The organism is Gluconobacter sp. OJB (genome assembly GCF_039638275.1).
GTDB classification, from domain to species: domain Bacteria; phylum Pseudomonadota; class Alphaproteobacteria; order Acetobacterales; family Acetobacteraceae; genus Gluconobacter; species Gluconobacter cerevisiae.
This window is the reverse complement of the sequence record NZ_JBDIWH010000001.1, coordinates 723,168-737,294: the sequence shown is the minus strand read 5'-3', so window position 1 is coordinate 737,294 and position 14,127 is coordinate 723,168. Positions and strand designations below refer to the sequence as shown.

Here is a 14,127-nt window from a genome sequence, read left to right as displayed (position 1 = left end):
GTCGATGTCCTGCATGCTGGGCGTCGTAACGGTGTTCTGCGCGCCGTTGCCCCTGCATGCGAAGGCATCCAAAGCGGCGACGCCCGCTCAGCCGGTTTCAGATGGCACCTCCGACCCCGCCATCCCCTATACCGTGACACTGACCCCGACGAAGCACCCGGAGCTGGATGCCGCAATCAGCGCATCGTCCCAGCTTCAGTCGCTCCAGACATCTCATGCCGTCGGGGCGTATGCGCTCGCCGGGCGGATCCGCGGCGATTACGACCGGGTGAATATCGCTCTGGAATCGCAGGGCTATTATGCGGGTTCCGTGCAGATCAGCGTCAAGGTCGGGGCACAGGACGTGGACGGAAAAAACCCGTCCCTGCCTGATATTCTCAAGGCTCTTGGGAAGAACCAGAAAGTCGCCATCACGATTTCCACCACGCTCGGGCCGCGTTTCAGTCTTGGAAGCATCGCGCTGCTTGCCCCACCCGAGAAAGCTGCAGTGCCGACCCCCGCAACAGGTGCTCCGGTAGCGAAAGCACCTGTTGCGAAGACTTCCGCGTCAAAAGCCAAAACCCCGACGGAGGCAGATCCTGCGACTGCTGCTCCGGTGACGTTCGCGCAGGCCGTTGCGCAGTTCCAGCCCGTCACGCTCACGCCGGATGAGCGCAAGGCGTTTCCACTGTCTGCGGGGCAGCCTGCGGTGGCGGAAACCGTTCTGGCCGCACAGAACACGCTGCTTAACCAGCTTCAGGAAAACGGCTATGCGACTGCAAATGTCTCGACGCCGCTGGCGTATCTAGAGCCCCAGGCACAGAAGCTCGATATTGTGTTCCGCGTGCAGCGTGGGCCGAGGGTCGTGATCGGCCCGATCGGAATGACGGGTCTGGTCCATACCAACCAGAGCTTTCTGCGCAACCGGCTGGAACTGCGGGAAGGGGAGCTTTATCGCCCGTCCCGGATCGAGGCCGCGCGGCAGGATCTGGCAAGCACGGGCGTGTTTGCGTCCGTACAGGTCAGCAATGCCCCACCAATCATTACTCTTCCGCCCAGTCGCACCCTGATGCCCGGCATTCTTCAGGCCATGCCGATTGATTTCAGCTTCAAGGAAGCCAAACGGCGTACATTGTCAGCTGAAGTTGGATATTCGACCGATCTCGGTGGCCGTCTGGGTGCAAGCTGGACGCATCATAATCTGTTCGGAAATGCCGAGCAGCTAAAACTGACGGCCCTGGTTACAGGGCTTGGCGGCTCCGCGCAGCAGGGGCTGGGCTATGATGTTTATGCGGATTTCATGAAGCCGGACTTCCTGTCGAAAGGACAGAATCTGAGCGTGCGTCTCGAAGGGGTCCGTCAGCTTCTGTACTCGTACCACCAGACCGCCATCATCGCCCGCGCAGGGCTGAACCGTCATGTGGGGAAATACTGGAACCTCTCGGGCAGCCTGATGGGCGAGCAGGAACAGATCAAACAGTTCGGCGACACACGCAGCTACTTCATCGTTGCAGCACCCTTGAACGCGACATTCGACAACACGCGCCTGACCAATCCGATCGACCCGGCAACCCATGGCGTTCGGGCATCGCTGTCCATCACGCCATCGGAATCGCTGGAAAGCGGTTCGACGTTCTTCACGCTTCTCTCCGCGCAGGCCTCGACCTATTTCGATCTGCACCATCTCGGGATTTCCCGCCCCGGCCGCAGCGTGATCGCGGTCAGAGGCATCGTCGGCTCCGTGCAGGGCGCATCCACCTATCAGATCCCGCCTGATCAGCGGCTCTACGCTGGTGGCCCGGCGACGGTGCGCGGCTTCCGCTATCAGGGCGTTGGGCCGCAATATGGTCGAACGAAATATGCAATAGGCGGGACGTCCATGGATGCGGGGAGCGTCGAGTTCCGCCAGCGTCTGCCGATGAATCTTGGGGTCGCTGGGTTCGTGGATGCCGGCCAGGTCGGGACGGGATCGCGGCCAGGGCAGGGAACGCTCCGGGTCGGATATGGTGGGGGCGTGCGGTATTTCACGCCGATCGGGCCAATCCGCGTGGACGTGGCACTGCCGATGAACCGGCCGCCGCAGGGCGATAAATGGGAACTTTATTTTGGCCTCGGGGAGACGTTCTGATGCGGGTTCGCAAGGTTCTTCTCCGCGTCGCGGCCGGCTTGGTCATCGTCCCTGCCGGGCTGGTGGTCGTGGCGGTTACGGGAGTTCTGATCGGGATCAACCTGCCTGCTGGCCAGCGGCTGATCGAGCAGAAAATTGGTCCGCTGACAGGCGGCATGGTCGAGATTTCCGGGCTTTCGGGTTTTCTACCGCAACATCTGGCGGTGACGAAACTCCTCATCAAGGATGAGAAAGGCCCCTGGATCGAACTGGACAATGCGGATCTGCGCTGGTCGCCGCTGTCGCTGCTGCATCTGGACGCGAAGATTACCAGTCTGAGCGCGTCACGTGTGGCCGTTCTGCGCAAGATGGTGTCTGCTCCGGACACCGCCCCCGCGCAGCCGACACCCGCCAGTACCGCGCCGTCAAAGCTGCATCTGCGGGTCGATCTGGCATCGCTGCATGTCGGGCGGCTGGAAATCAGCCCGGATTATACCGTCATCCCGACCGTCTTTTTGGCGGACGGACACGCTCATATCCACAGCATCGCGCCGTTTCTGGACGGCGTGACGATGCGTACGCTCCCCGTCATGGACATCGCGCTGGGTCTGAAACGACTGGACCAGCCGGGAAGTCTGACGCTTGATGTCCAGACGCCCAAAAACCGCATCGCGGTGGGCGTACGATATCAGGAAGGCGAAAACGGCTTTGCCACCACGCTGGGCCAGATGCCGCAGCTTGATCCGCTGGATCTGCATCTGAATCTCAACGGACCGCGCACCGCGGCGGTGCTGGATTTCGGTTTGGGTGCGGGGTCGGTGAAGGCTGTCGCCAGCGGAACGATGAACCTGCTGAGCATGACCGCGGACCTGCATGTGAAGGCGGATGCGCCGTCCATGACGCTGCGTCCGGGCATTGCATGGAACAGCATCGCGCTGGACACGGATCTGCATGGTCCGCTCATGGCGCCGAACGGTCAGGGGGTGCTGGATATCGACGCACTGACCGCCGCAGGAGCCGGGATCGGGCATCTGCATGCCCGGTTTGACGGGGTGGAAGGCGCACGCCCTGAGGACACGACTGCTCATCTGGCGGCTGTGCTGGATGGTCTGCGTATTCCCGGGTCGCAGCCCACACTTCTGGCGGCCGCGCCGCTGACGCTGGACGTTCTGGCTCATCCGCTGGCAGCCTCGGTTCCGGTCGTGGCGAAATTGGATCATCCGCTGCTGCATGCCGCCGCAACGGCGGATCTAAAGCCTGCCCCGAAAGCTCAGTTGGACCTTGCTTTGCCGGATCTGCACCCGCTGGCGGCAATGGGCAGCACGGATCTGAGCGGCACAGCCGGACTGCATGCCGATTTTGCCATGCCGGTGACGAAACAGGATGACCTGACGCTGAAAAGCACAGGAACGCTTGCGATCACTGGCGGCCAGCCGCAGGCCCTGAACCTGATCGGCAGAAGAGGCACATTCTCGCTTGATCTGGCGAAATCTCCGGAAAACATTCTGACGCTGAAGAACTTTGCGCTGGATGGTGCGGCTCTGCACATGCTGGTGTCGTCCGTGATCGACATGGCGCATGGCAATCGGATACAGACGAAGGCCTCCGTCCAGCTTCCGGATCTTGCAAAGGCCAGTCCGGCCATCCTTGGCAATACGACACTGACAGCGACCGCCGATGGCCCGACCGACGATCTCGCGGTCAAAGCTGATCTGAGCGGGGAGTTCGGCACGAAAGACGTGGCGAAAGGCCCCGTGGCGCTTCATGCCGATGTGCAGCATCTGCCGTCTCATCCGGCAGGCGTGCTGACGGCCAAGGGAACGCTGGATCACGCGCCACTGGTGCTCGATACCGCGTTTCAGCAGGACGACGCAGGGGCCTATCATCTGGATCTCAACACGCTGAACTGGAACAGCCTGAGCGGCAAAGGCAAACTCCGTCTCCCCAAAGGAGCGAAGGTGCCGCTCGGGGATCTGGACGTGTCGATCCGCAATCTGGGCGATTTCCGCCGTCTGATCGGGCAGGCGATTTCCGGCCATCTGACGCTGGGACTGCACACGACGGAGACAGAAGGCGCGCCGCCTGTCGTCAAGGTCGGGCTGGATGGAATGCTGGCGATGGCGGATGCCGCCGTCCAGTCTCTCAAGGTCAGCGGGACCATCGCAAACCCGATCGACGCCCCCGAACCCTCCTTGGTGCTGGATCTCGCCGGGCTGCGCTATCAGGCTATGACGGGCCGGGCGCACGCCACGATCAAGGGACCCCAGACCGCGATGGCGATCGCGCTGAACGCGGCCTTCCAGAACGTCATGGACGCCCCGGCCAATATCGATACCGCACTTGTTCTGAATGTCCCTGAAAAGACCGTGCGCCTTGGGCAACTGACGGCTCTGGTCAAGGGGGAGAGCCTGCGTCTGAGCCGCCCCGCGGTCGTGTCGTTCGGGGACAGGATGGGCGTGGACCATCTGGTGGCGACCCTCGCGCCGCAGGGTGTGGCGCCTGCCACGGTCGATATTGCGGGAACACTCAAACCCGCACTCGCGCTCACAGCGCGTCTGGATCACATCACTCCTGCCATCGCAAAACCTTTTGCGCCGGATCTGTCGGCAACGGGTACGATCTCTCTGAACGCAAAACTCGGCGGTACGCTGAACGCACCGACTGGAACGGTCTTGCTGAATGGCCGGGATCTGCGGATGAAGACCGGTCCGGCGGCATCTCTTCCAGCGGCGCAGATTCTGGCGAATATCGGGCTTGCGGGACAGTCCGCAAAGGTGGATGCAACGTTTGGCGCAGGCCCGTCCGTCGCGCTGGCGGTCCGCGGGACCGCACCGCTCTCCAAAACGGGCGCGATCGCCCTTGCCACCACAGGGCATGTCGATCTGTCGGTCGGAAATGCTGTTCTGGGCGCGAACGGTATGGCTGCGGCTGGAAAAATCGGCATTAACCTCAATGTTGCGGGGACAGCCTCGCAGCCCCGGGCGTCAGGTCAAATTGCGCTGGAGAACGCCTCGTTCGATAACTACGCGCAAGGCGTGCATCTCAGCCGGATCAACGGGGCACTCGTTGCTGCGGGTGATACGATCAACGTCAATCACATCATCGCCCATGCAGGCCCCGGAACGATCACGCTGGACGGCACTGTCGGTGCTTTCCGGCCCGATCTGCCCGTCGATCTTCACATTACCTCCGACAAGGCCCGTCCTGTATCCAGCGAATTGCTGACCGCGACGATCAATACCGATCTGCACATCCACGGTCAGGCCACGACACGGCTGGATGTGGACGGAAAGGTCAATATTCCCAACGCGACCGTCAATATTCCGAATTCCATGCCAGCCTCTGTGCCGCAGCTTGACGTGATCCGTCCGGGGCAGAAACCAGCCTCTGGGACAGGATCGAGCCTGATCATCGGACTGGGCGTGGACGTGATTTCGCCCGGCGAGTTCTTCGTGCGCGGACATGGCGTGTTCGCCGAAATGCAGGGGCGTCTGCGGGTGCGTGGTACAAGTGCGGAGCCTCTGATCAATGGTGGTTTTGATCTCAAGCGCGGCAATTTCAATCTGGGCGGCATCAACCTCAACTTCACGAACGGGCGTGTGGCGTTCAACGGCTCGGGCGTGAACCACAAGCTCGATCCGACGCTGAATTTCCGGGCAGACCGCAATGCCAGCGGTACGCTCGCAAGTCTTCTGGTCACGGGCTATGCCAGCGCGCCGAAACTGGATTTCGTTTCTTCGCCTAGTCTGCCGCGCGATCAGGTCCTGTCCATTCTGCTGTTCGGAACGGATACCCATTCGCTCTCCACCACGCAGCTTGCGGAACTGGGCGCGGCGGTGGTTCAGCTTGCGGGCGGTTCGGCTTTCGACCCGCTGGCCAAGGTTCAGAACATGCTGGGGCTGGATCGTCTGGCTGTTGGCGGAGGCAGCGGTGTGGACAACGGTGGCACCAGTGTCGAGGCTGGAAAATACGTCATGAAGGGCGTCTATGTCGGGGCCAAGCAGGCGACATCGGGCTCGGGCACACAGGCTCAGGTACAGATCGACCTGACGAAACGGCTGAAATTCAACACGACGGTTGGAACGGGTGGTCAGGTCACGGGATTCACGACGCCGGAGAACGATCCCGGGTCGAGCATCGGCCTGTCCTACGGCTACAGCTACTGAGGTCCGGGTTTCCGGGTAGAAACGGCGTCTTCAAGAAGCCGTTTGACCCGCTCTACAACGTCCGACCAGTCCTGAAAGCGGGTCTGGCGGACGATCCGCATCTGCGGATACCAGGGGGTATCGTCTCGCCCGTGCAGCCAGCGCCAGCAGTTGTTGATGCGGTCCATCATTATAACGGACTTGCCCAAACCTCCCGCCAGATGAACGGCTGAGGTATCAACCGAGACGATGATGTCGAGGTTCACCATCAGGGCTGCCGTGTCATCCATCGTGTGACATTCGGGCATGACATTCACCAGAGACCCCGGAAAATCCGGGATCTGTTCGGCCGGTGTATCTTTCTGAAGGGAATAGAAGCTCACACCTTTAATCCCTGCCAGAGGCGCAAGCTCCGACAGCGGCATTGAGCGCTGGCGATCCACCATGAGCGCCGCCGTATCTTCGGGCCGTGCCGCACCAGCCCAGACCAGTCCAACTCTCAGCTTGTGATCGTCCTGAAACCGCTGACGCCACGCCTCGGCTTTCTGTCGATCTGCGCTGAGATATGGGACGGGCGCGCCCATGGCGTCAGGCGTTCCCGAAAAGGCACGGGGCAGGCTGATGAACGGACAGTGATAGTCATACTCGGGCGTCTCACCCCCGAACTGCACTTCCGAGACCCCGGCCACGCGCTCGCAGATCGCAGCCAGTGTTTCCGTACCCCAGATATGAATAATGGCGCCCGTGCGGGCGAGGGGCGGGATGTAGCGCAGATACATGAGCGTATCGCCTAAGCCCTCTTCCTGCGTGATAAGAACGCGCTTGCCCCTCAGGTCCAGCGACGGAGAAATGTTGGGCAGCAGGCGATCCAGCGGTATGCTGGTATGGCCGGGAAGGCCAAAGCGCCATTCATGCTCGATCCAGCCCTGTGCCATGCGTCCGCTTTTGAGCATGGTGATGGAATGGTTCAGACGCAGGCGTGGGTCCTGGGGCGCCATCGGGACCGCTTCCCGATAAAGATTGGCTGCTTCCTCCATTCGACCCATGCTGCTGAGGATGCAGGCCATGTTGCAGAGCGGCTCCCAGTCCTCCGGGTCCGCGTCCCGCAGACGGGCCATGACCGAAAGCGCGCTGTCGAATCGGCCGGTTTCCGTCAGGAGTAAAGCAAGAAGATTGAGAGCACCGGGATCATTGGGGCATCTTTGCAGGCTCAGCCGCAGGAGAAGTTCAGCCTCATCGAACCGCGCAAGCTGGATCAGGACGGCGGCTCCGGCGTTCATCAGGCGGAAGTCGTCTGGTTTCCGTTTACGGCAGATTTTCAGAAGCGGAAGGAGGTCGTCTCTCCGTCGCATGGCAACGGCTTCGTCCATCAGAAGGGAGATGGCGTGAGGCCCCGCGTTGGCGCTGGCCTGTTCAAGCTCTACCGCACAGTCCTGATAATGGCGCAGATGAAACTGTGCCCGTGCCCGTACATAATGCAGTGCCGGAATTTCGGCTGCGCCATCGGAGGGAAGATACGCGATGGCCAAAGCTTCTTCGAGCGCGCCGCGGGTCATGGCCTCCTGGGCTTTGATCAGGCAGTCTGACGGGCTGGACTGACTCTCCTCGATCATCGGGGCCGGATTGTCGAGGGCGGGTCTGTCCAGACTGTCGGACATACGGATCTCCTAATCCGAGGCCACTGATGTCATATCCACGAGAGCCTCTAGAATGCTTGCTAACGTATAAGGCTTCGAGATGAAACGATCCCGTGCCGGATCGCCGGAGGTCTCGTTCCGACGCATGTCGCCGTGACCGCTGATATAGATGACCGGAAGGTCCGGCCAGCGTTCACGGGCCGGATGGATAAGCGTCATGCCGTCCCCGTCGGGAAGGGTCATGTCGGCCACAAGGGCATCGAGCTTCGGCTCTGCCGCAATGATGGCGCGGGCCTCGGCGCAGTGATCCGCTTCCCTGACTGTCAGGCCGTTGTCCAGCAGAAATTCCGCCAGACAGGTCCGGATGAGGAAATCATCTTCGATCAGCAGAACGGTCAGGGATGAGGGCATCTGGATTACGAAGACCAGTTCTTTTCAAAGTCGCCGTAGAGGGTCAGACCGCCATCGACATACAGGGTCTGACCCGTAATGTAGGTGCTGTCCTCAGCGGCAAGAAAGGTGACGGCGTCCGCGATTTCGCGGCTTTCACCAGGGCGCTTCATCGGGATATGGCTCGAAACGGCCTTGTACTGCTCAGGATCGTCGACCCAGGACATATTGATTGGCGTCACAATGGCGCCCGGTGCCACGGCATTCACGCGGATGCCGCGACCGGCATATTCCAGCGCCAGCGTTCTAACGATATTGCCAACTGCGCCCTTGGAGGCAGAGTAGCCAAGATAATGCGGTTTGGGGATGGTCTGGTGAACGGAGGAGTTCACGATAATCGCGCCCTTGATACCGTTTTCCAGCCAGTAACGCAGGACTTCACGGCAGGGCAGCATCACGCCCGTGACGTTGACCGCCATCACACCTTCGAAATCTTCGAGTTTGATGTCTTCTGATGGAGACGGAATCTGATAGCCCGCATTGCACACCAGAATGTCCAGACCGCCCATGGCTTTGATGCTGTCAGCAACCAGACGTTTGACGTCGTCTTCCTTGGAAATGTCACCCGTGGCGATCGGGTGCTCTCCGCCAGAGACTTTGGGCAGCTTTTCGCGGACAGCGATCAGCTTGTCTTCCTTGCGGCCGTTGAGAGCGACCTGCGCGCCTTCTTCGGCAAAGCGAAGCGCGGTGGCCTCGCCAATTCCCTGAGATGCCCCGGTAACGAGGACTTTCTTGCCGGCAAAACGGTCTTTGTAAGGGGCAGGCATGGGGCCTCACCTCTCCTTTGGAATGCAGATGTGAAACCGTGACTGAAAACACATCACGGAAAAGGTTTCTCGTGACGCCAACGCGAGAAACCCCGTCCGGGATGCGAAGAAAACCACATCCTGATCCATATTGGAGACATGCAGGTTTTTCAAACCGTGCTCCAGACCGCTTGTCAGGCGGCTTTCATCGTCTTGGTCAGGTTTTCGAGAACCTGTGCAGGATCGACATTTTCCAGAACCGCCACCTCGGCCACGAAGCGTTCCTGCGCGGCTTCAAACAGCTTGCGCTCCGAGAAGCTGCCATCCAGGCTGTCAACATTACGGCGCAGATCGCGCAGCACTTCGGCAATCTGGATCAGGTCCCCGGAGTTGATCTTTTCCTGATAAGCCACCGCGCGCCGTGCCCACATGCCTTTGCTGACATGCGGCTTGCCTTTGATGACGGTCATCGCCTTGTCGACGATATCGCGTGTGACGATCTTGCGCAGGCCGGCCTTGCGAGCTTTGGCCAGTGGGATCCGCAGCATCATCTGGTTGCCGGGGAAGGAGATCTGGATCATCTCGATCACGGTGTCGGCGACATCGACCATGCCGATCTTTTCCACGCGGCCAACGCCATGAGCGGCGTAGACAATGGAGTCACCTTCGTGGAAAGGATCCGCATCGTGCTCGGGATCGGTCTGACGGGCCGTGTTGTTGGCTGCGACACGAGCCATTTCATCGGTCATGCCGCCCTTCTGGGGGCTTTTGAACGTGTTCATAGGCCCGGTTCATAGCAGAAAAACCCCTTGCTGTCTTGTCTGATCGCAAGAGGTATTCTTTTTGCGGCGGGACTTTTTTTAACGATACGTCAGGGCTGTACACCATTGCTGGCCTGAATGGCCGGAAGGGGAGTATCGCCGATCGGCTGAAGCAGATCGCGCTCGATCGTGCGGGCCATAGTCAGCATGGGCAGCGCGTGAAGACTCTTCGTAAACGGCTCCTGAAGGTCACGACCGCTTCGGTCGAGCATCTGGAACAGCATGCCGATGATGCTTGACCCCAGCGGCGTGATCCAGCCAAGGGTCTGCACGGCCGAGAGCGGGAGAATGATGCAGAACAGATGTGTCGCAAGTTCCGGCAGCATCGAATACTGAACAGGGAGTGGAGTGTTCTTGATACGCTCAAGGCCGCCCTGTGCGTTTGCGATATCTGACAGGATACGGTCCACCGTACCGTGAACGGCGCCGTCAATTCCCTTGAGTTCGACCTCTTCCCGTACGCCGAGACCGATCTGGTAGAGCAGCATGTTAGCGGTGTTCGAGCAGGAAAAGACCTTCTCGTACATGTCGGGCGTCAGGAGTCTTTTGGCGTCTTCATTGGGTGGGTCGCCTCTGAGGGCGGCGCGCAGGACATGCGGATACGCGGCCATGGCGCGGGCCAGATCCGGGCGTCCACCCAGAAGGGTCGCGGCTTCACGTCCGAAAGAACGGCAGTTGTTGGTGATGGCCCCCCAAAGGGTACGCCCTTCCCACCAGCGATTATAAGCTGCGTTGTTGCGCATGCTCAGGAAGATGGCCAGCGCCGTTCCCATCAGGGAAATCGGCAGAGAGGGCTGTTCCATCCAGTTCTGATGATAGATCTGGAACAGGATGACGACCACGAAATCCCATAATGTCAGGATGAACAGCGGGGGCAGGGATTCCCGGAAAAGGATTGCCAGTCCATGTGGACGGTTGACGATCAAACGGCTGTCTCCTCGGATGGGCGGAATACGCAGACAAGTCCCAGACTAGCGTAGCGGCGAACTCTGTTCCCGGCCAACAGCAAAGGGTGTCTGTCTTTTTACTTTCTTTTGCAGCAGCGCCTCTTGCCGCCATGCCCTCCGATACGACACCCTGTTATCACTGTTTCAGAGGAGAATGATGTTATGGACGTGACCGCCGCCATTGCGTTTGAGGCCGGCAGGCCGCTGGAAATCGACACGGTTCAGCTTGAAGGCCCGCGAGACGGGGAAGTTCTGGTCGAGATCATGGCCACCGGGCTGTGTCATACCGACAAGTACACACTCTCCGGTCAGGACCCTGAAGGCCTGTTCCCGGCCATTCTCGGCCATGAAGGAGCGGGCATCGTTCGGGAGGTCGGTGCCGGGGTGAAGCACCTCAAGCCCGGCGATCATGTCATTCCGCTCTACACGCCCGAATGTCGGGAATGTCCGTCCTGTCTGTCACGCAAGACCAATCTGTGCACGGCCATTCGCAGCACGCAGGGTAAGGGGCTGATGCCGGATGGGACGTCCCGGTTCTCTTACAAAGGCCAGCCGATTCATCATTATATGGGCTGTTCGACCTTCGCGAATTTCACGGTGCTGCCGGAAATTGCGTTGGCAAAAATCCGTTCTGACGCGCCATTCGACAAGGTCTGTTATATCGGATGCGGCGTGACGACAGGCATCGGGGCCGTGCTGTTTACGGCACAGGTTGAAGCCGGGGCGACGGTTGGCGTTTTCGGACTCGGTGGCATCGGGCTTAATGTCATTCAGGGTGCGAAAATGGTCGGGGCGAACCGGATCATCGGCATCGACATCAATCCCGAGCGCGAGGCGATTGCGCGCCAATTCGGCATGACGGATTTCGTGAATCCGAAGGAATTGGGGCCGAATGGAGACCTCGTCGGACATCTGATCGAGATGACGGGAGGCGGTTTGGACTACACATTCGAGTGTGTCGGCAATCCGACCCTGATGCGTCAGGCGCTGGAGAGTGCGCATCGCGGTTGGGGTGTATCCTGCGTCATTGGTGTTGCCGGAGCCGGACAGGAAATCAGCACACGGCCGTTCCAGCTCGTGACGGGACGACGCTGGATCGGATCGGCTTTCGGAGGTGCGCGCGGCCGGACCGATGTTCCGAAAATCGTGGACTGGTACATGGAAGGTCGCATTGATATCGACTCTCTCATTACGCACAAGCTGAAGCTGGCGGATATCAATCTGGGCTTTGATATGATGAGCCGCGGCGAAAGCATCCGTACTGTCGTGGAGTACTGAGCATGTCGGATACTGAAGTTCTGGCGCAACACGCCTGTTTCGACGGCTCATTGCGGTTCGTGCGCCATCAGTCAGAGGCGCTCGGCGTTCCAGCAACTTTCGGCGTGTTTCTGCCGAAAGAGGCGTTGGCAGGGCAGAAGGTTCCGGTCATTCATCTGCTCGCCGGGCTGACGGCGACGCAGGAGACCTTCCTCATCAAGGCCAACGCCCTGCGCTTTGCGGCCGAACATGGCATCGCACTGGTCGCGCCAGACACCTCCCCGCGCCATACGGGGATCAAAGGTGAAGATGACGCCTATGATCTGGGATCGGGGGCTGGGTTCTATATTGATGCGACGTCCGCGCCGTGGAGCAGCCACTACCGCATGGAAACCTATGTCGGGGAGGAGCTTCCGGCCCTGACGGAAAGGCTCTATCCGCTGGATGGCACCCGACGCGGCATTATGGGGCATTCCATGGGCGGCATGGGCGCGCTGATACAGGCGTTGAAATATCCCGAGCGTTGGAAGACGGTCTCGACCTTTGCGCCGATCTGCCATCCGAGTACGGTTCCTTGGGGTCAGAAAGCATTCGATGCCTATTTCGGCGGCGATCCGGCGAAATGGCAGAGCTGCGATCCCACGCTGCTTCTGCGCTCAGGGCGCACGCATCCCTCCACCATCCTCGTGGATCAGGGATTGATGGATCAGTATCTGGCAGATCTGTGCCCCGACGCGCTGGAGGCGGCGGCAAAAGAGGGCAAACAGGCGCTCGAACTGCGTCGCCATACCGCCTATGACCATTCCTACTGGTTTGTGCAGAGCTTTATTGCTGACCATCTGACCCATCATGCCAAAGGGCTTTTTGCGTGAAGCGTTCCGTTCTTGCCGCTTTCCTTCTGATGGCAGGCTGTGTCTCGCAGGCTCCCACAGGGCCTTCGCTCACGCCCACGGCCCATACCGATTTCCGGCACGATACGCTGGCGCTGACCTGGCAGCCGGGATTCTGCGCGACGGGCGGTGGGTGCGAGTGGGACCAGACGCATCGGATCTCGATTGGTCTGCACGGACTGTGGGCGTCGGAACCGCATGCGCTGGAAGCGCAGGGTGTGCCGGTGCAGGAGTGGTGGTCGAAGGGTTGCGATCTTTACGACCATGACGATACGCCGCCGCAGCTTCTGCCGACGACGGTCGAGGCGTTGCGGGGCGTTGTGCCGCATCTGAAAAAGCCGCTTTATGTGCACGAGTACACCAAGCACGCTCGCTGCTTCGGCTATAATGCGGACAGCTTTTTCGTCACATCCATGCAAATGCGGGACCGGCTTGCGGCATCCGCTTTTGGACTATGGCTGTCACAGCAGACGGGCTTTCAGGTCAAACGTGACGATCTTCTCGCCATGTTCGCGCGCCTGATGAACGTGCATGACGACCGTGCGCTTCAGATCCGTTGCGAACCTGCCCATAACGGGCAGATGGTCCTGACGCAGCTCTGGTTCACGCTGGACCCAAAGAAGCTGTCACGCTTTCCTTACGAGGGCGCTTATCTGTCTTCACCGGACGACCAGAATGGCTGCCCGGCCACGTTCCTCGTACCGGGCTGGACCATGCCGGGTCAGGCTGCTCAGCTTCCGTAAAGCTCTTCGGCGCTGATTTCGGGTTGTGCGGTGTCGCGCAGCCCGTCGGGCGTTACGCCATGATAGAAACAGCTCCGGCGGCCCGTATGGCAGGCCACACCGGTCTGATCCACAATCATGAGAACGGCATCCATGTCACAGTCGAGCCGCGCTTCGATCAGTTTCTGCTGCTGGCCCGAGGTCTCCCCCTTGCGCCACAGTTTCTGGCGGCTGCGGGACCAGTAACAGACACGACCGGTCAGAAGCGTCTCGCGCAGGGCATCCGCATTCATCCACGCCAGCATCAGCACCATGCCGTCCGGCGCCTGCGCGAGGGCTGAAATCAGGCCGTTTGCGTCGAATTTCACCTGCGCGATGATCTCATCGACAGTGGAAGGAGCAGGGGCAATATAGGTCACGAACGCA

11 protein-coding genes are annotated in these 14,127 nt (G+C 60.4%); 5 read left to right on the top strand and 6 right to left on the bottom strand.

Annotated elements, in window-relative coordinates; translation table 11 throughout:
• The first annotated feature begins 4 nt into the window (after positions 1 to 4).
• Both ABDK74_RS03340 and ABDK74_RS03335 read left to right on the top strand, forming a co-directional pair.
• Positions 5 to 2,107, top strand: coding sequence for a BamA/TamA family outer membrane protein (locus ABDK74_RS03340; protein WP_346004149.1), 2,103 nt, complete (start codon positions 5 to 7; stop codon positions 2,105 to 2,107).
• Positions 2,107 to 6,252 carry a translocation/assembly module TamB domain-containing protein gene (locus ABDK74_RS03335; protein ID WP_346002707.1) on the top strand — a complete coding sequence of 1,382 codons (4,146 nt, stop codon included), beginning with the start codon at positions 2,107 to 2,109 and terminating at the stop codon, positions 6,250 to 6,252. The genes ABDK74_RS03340 and ABDK74_RS03335 overlap by 1 nt, the downstream gene beginning before the upstream one ends.
• Here ABDK74_RS03335 and ABDK74_RS03330 read toward each other — a convergent pair.
• The 5 genes from ABDK74_RS03330 to ABDK74_RS03310 all read right to left on the bottom strand — a co-directional run bounded on the left by ABDK74_RS03330 (position 6,246) and on the right by ABDK74_RS03310 (position 10,811).
• Complete coding sequence (locus ABDK74_RS03330; RefSeq protein ID WP_346002706.1) at positions 6,246 to 7,889, bottom strand: tetratricopeptide repeat-containing glycosyltransferase family protein; 1,644 nt, start codon at positions 7,887 to 7,889, stop codon at positions 6,246 to 6,248. The genes ABDK74_RS03335 and ABDK74_RS03330 overlap by 7 nt on opposite strands.
• 9 nt (positions 7,890 to 7,898) lie before the next feature.
• Positions 7,899 to 8,279, bottom strand: coding sequence for a response regulator (locus tag ABDK74_RS03325; protein WP_346002705.1), 381 nt, complete (start codon positions 8,277 to 8,279; stop codon positions 7,899 to 7,901).
• Positions 8,280 to 8,284: 5 nt separating this feature from the next.
• Positions 8,285 to 9,085, bottom strand: coding sequence for a glucose 1-dehydrogenase (locus ABDK74_RS03320; RefSeq protein WP_346002704.1), 801 nt, complete (start codon positions 9,083 to 9,085; stop codon positions 8,285 to 8,287).
• Positions 9,086 to 9,258: 173 nt separating this feature from the next.
• On the bottom strand, positions 9,259 to 9,846 hold the full coding sequence (locus ABDK74_RS03315) for a CarD family transcriptional regulator (protein ID WP_194255151.1): 588 nt from the start codon (positions 9,844 to 9,846) through the stop codon (positions 9,259 to 9,261).
• Positions 9,847 to 9,935: 89 nt separating this feature from the next.
• A complete protein-coding gene (locus ABDK74_RS03310) occupies positions 9,936 to 10,811 on the bottom strand; it encodes a bestrophin family protein (protein ID WP_194255150.1) in 876 nt (291 codons plus the stop codon).
• Between the two features lie 183 nt (positions 10,812 to 10,994).
• Between ABDK74_RS03310 and ABDK74_RS03305 the strand changes: the two genes are divergently transcribed.
• Genes ABDK74_RS03305 through ABDK74_RS03295 form a run of 3 tightly spaced genes read left to right on the top strand, consistent with a single transcriptional unit; the run spans position 10,995 to position 13,722 of the window.
• Positions 10,995 to 12,110, top strand: a complete 1,116-nt coding sequence (locus ABDK74_RS03305) for an S-(hydroxymethyl)glutathione dehydrogenase/class III alcohol dehydrogenase (RefSeq protein WP_346002703.1) — start codon at positions 10,995 to 10,997, stop codon at positions 12,108 to 12,110.
• A 2-nt stretch (positions 12,111 to 12,112) separates the two neighbouring features.
• Positions 12,113 to 12,961 carry an S-formylglutathione hydrolase gene (gene fghA / locus ABDK74_RS03300; protein WP_346002702.1) on the top strand — a complete coding sequence of 283 codons (849 nt, stop codon included), beginning with the start codon at positions 12,113 to 12,115 and terminating at the stop codon, positions 12,959 to 12,961.
• Positions 12,958 to 13,722 (top strand): ribonuclease T2 family protein, encoded by a 765-nt coding sequence (locus tag ABDK74_RS03295; RefSeq protein ID WP_346002701.1) that lies wholly within the window; start codon positions 12,958 to 12,960, stop codon positions 13,720 to 13,722. The genes fghA and ABDK74_RS03295 overlap by 4 nt, the downstream gene beginning before the upstream one ends.
• Here the strand turns inward: ABDK74_RS03295 and hisI are convergent.
• Positions 13,710 to 14,120, bottom strand: coding sequence for a phosphoribosyl-AMP cyclohydrolase (hisI, locus tag ABDK74_RS03290; RefSeq protein ID WP_346002700.1), 411 nt, complete (start codon positions 14,118 to 14,120; stop codon positions 13,710 to 13,712). The genes ABDK74_RS03295 and hisI overlap by 13 nt on opposite strands.
• Between the last annotated feature and the right edge of the window lie 7 nt (positions 14,121 to 14,127).

What these genes read in the sequence shown, in the direction of transcription:
- ABDK74_RS03305 (WP_346002703.1), top strand. Translation starts at nt 10,995, where the DNA reads ATGGACGTGACCGCCGCCATTGCGTTTGAGGCCGGCAGGCCGCTGGAA.
- ABDK74_RS03315 (WP_194255151.1), bottom strand. Translation starts at nt 9,846, where the DNA reads ATGAACACGTTCAAAAGCCCCCAGAAGGGCGGCATGACCGATGAAATG.
- ABDK74_RS03325 (WP_346002705.1), bottom strand. Translation starts at nt 8,279, where the DNA reads ATGCCCTCATCCCTGACCGTTCTGCTGATCGAAGATGATTTCCTCATC.
- ABDK74_RS03320 (WP_346002704.1), bottom strand. Translation starts at nt 9,085, where the DNA reads ATGCCTGCCCCTTACAAAGACCGTTTTGCCGGCAAGAAAGTCCTCGTT.
- ABDK74_RS03335 (WP_346002707.1), top strand. Translation starts at nt 2,107, where the DNA reads ATGCGGGTTCGCAAGGTTCTTCTCCGCGTCGCGGCCGGCTTGGTCATC.
- fghA (WP_346002702.1), top strand. Translation starts at nt 12,113, where the DNA reads ATGTCGGATACTGAAGTTCTGGCGCAACACGCCTGTTTCGACGGCTCA.
- ABDK74_RS03340 (WP_346004149.1), top strand. Translation starts at nt 5, where the DNA reads ATGTCCTGCATGCTGGGCGTCGTAACGGTGTTCTGCGCGCCGTTGCCC.
- ABDK74_RS03330 (WP_346002706.1), bottom strand. Translation starts at nt 7,889, where the DNA reads ATGTCCGACAGTCTGGACAGACCCGCCCTCGACAATCCGGCCCCGATG.